This is a genomic window from Polaromonas sp. P1_G4 (assembly GCF_056405475.1).
Map to the genome: position 1 here is coordinate 1 of NZ_JBFUCA010000629.1, position 2122 is coordinate 2122.

At 62.9% G+C, this 2122-nt stretch carries 2 protein-coding genes; both read left to right on the plus strand.

What is annotated here, in order from left to right; all coding sequences use genetic code 11:
* The coding region (gene cysD / locus AC1D1X_RS21495; protein WP_477699130.1) for a sulfate adenylyltransferase subunit CysD at nt 1-534 on the plus strand (534 nt) is incomplete at its 5' end.
* 114 nt (nt 535-648) lie between these two features.
* Nucleotides 649-1974, plus strand: a complete 1326-nt coding sequence (locus AC1D1X_RS21500) for a sulfate adenylyltransferase subunit 1 (RefSeq protein WP_477699131.1) — start codon at nt 649-651, stop codon at nt 1972-1974.
* Nucleotides 1975-2122 lie beyond the last annotated feature (148 nt).

Below are 2122 nucleotides of genomic sequence, written 5' to 3' on the forward strand. Positions count from 1 at the left end.
TTCCGCTTTGACGCGCTGATTGGCGGCGCGCGCCGCGACGAGGAAAAAGCGCGCGCCAAAGAGCGCATCTTTTCGCACCGCGACAGCTTCGGCCAGTGGCAGCCCAAAGCCCAGCGCCCCGAACTCTGGACGCTGTTCAACACGCGTCTGCAGCCTGGCGAGCACTTTCGCGTTTTCCCGATCTCCAACTGGACCGAACTCGACGTGTGGCAGTACATCGAGCGCGAAAAGATTGCCCTGCCATCGCTCTACTACGCGCACCAGCGCAAGGTGGTTGAGCGCAAGGGCCTGCTGGTGCCGGTGACGGAGCTCACGCCCGCGCGCGACGGCGAACAGGTGGTGGAAAAGACCGTGCGTTTTCGCACCGTCGGCGACATCACCTGCACCTGCCCGGTGGACAGCCCGGCCGCCACGGCGGCCGAGATCGTGATTGAAACGCTGGCCGCCGACGTGAGCGAGCGCGGCGCCACGCGCATGGACGACAAGACCTCCGACGCCTCCATGGAAAAGCGCAAGAAAGACGGGTATTTTTAGTTCTCCCCCGGGCAGGCTTCGCCTGCTCCCCCCAGGGGGCGGCGCCTGCGGACCGGCACAGCCGGACCCGCGGCCCCCACTGATAAAGACCTTGCCACCATTTTTGAGACTGAGATGACTACAAGTACCCACACTACTGATTTGATAGCTGGTGGCGCACAGCCAGAAACGGTTGCAGGCCAAAACGACCTGAAACCTGCGTTGAAGTTCATCACCTGCGGTTCGGTCGACGACGGCAAAAGCACCCTGATCGGCCGCCTGCTGGTGGACAGCAAGGCCGTGCTGCAGGACCATCTGGCCGGCGTGCAGCGCCAGGGTGAAACCGACCTGGCATTGCTGACGGACGGCCTTTCAGCCGAGCGCGAACAGGGCATCACCATTGACGTGGCCTACCGCTATTTCGCCACTGAAAGCCGCAAATTCATCATTGGCGATGCCCCAGGGCATGAGCAATACACCCGCAACATGGTGACGGCCGCCTCCAGTGCCGACGCCGCCGTCGTGCTGGTGGATGCGACCAAGCTCGACTGGAAAAACCCTGCGCTGGAGCTGCTGCAGCAAACCCGCCGCCATTCGCTGTTGGTCAACCTGCTGCGTGTGCCGTCCATCGTGTTCGCCGTGAACAAGCTCGACGCCGTGGAAGACCCGACGCTGGCTTTCAGGAACATTGAAGCAGCGCTGRCAGCATTCGCCCGGGCCGGGAAAATCCCGGTGAAAGCGACTGTGCCCGTGTCCGCCCTCAAAGGCTTTAACGTGGTGGATGCCCAACCCGGCTGGTGCGGTTATGAAGGCTTGTCGCTGCTGCAGTTGCTGGAACACCTGCCCGTTACGCCCGCCGAGACCACCGAAGCCTTTGCCTTCCCGGTGCAATGGGTTGAAAAGTTTTCATCTTCATCCGATACCTCTCAAGGACGGCGCGTCTTCTGGGGCCGCGTTGCCTCGGGCGGCGTACAGCCGGGCCAGAGCGTGACCATACTCCCCAGCGGCAAGACGGCCGTGGTGGCGCAGGTGCTGGACCATGCCCGCCAGCCCAAGGCCATCCTGGCCGGCCACAGTGCAGGCATCGTGCTGGACCGGGAAGTCGATGTGTCGCGCGGCGACTGGCTGCTGGCCACTGATACCTTTGAGCCCTCGCGGGAGATCTCGGCCACCGTGGCCTGGATGGACGATGAGCCGCTGGTCGCCGGACGCGTCTACTGGGCGCTGCATGGCCACCGCTGGGTCAAGGCCAAGGTCAAACGCATCGTTCACAAGCTCGACGTCAACACCCTCGCCGAGGAAGACGCCAGCGAGCTTCCGCCCAATGCCATCGGCCACATCGAGCTGAGCCTGCAGGAGCCGCTGGCCACCCTGCCCTATGCCCGGTCGCGCATGCTGGGCTCGCTGGTCCTGGTGGACACCGCCTCGAACAAGACTTCAGGTGCCGTGCTGATCCTTTGACCAGGATCAAGCCCCGCGCCCTCAACGACTTAACCCTGCTCACGGAATCCTCTTAAAATTGAGGGTTTCCACCGATTAGCCCCAAATAACATGACTCACATCGTCTCCGAATCGTGCATCCGCTGCAAATACACCGACTGTGTGGATG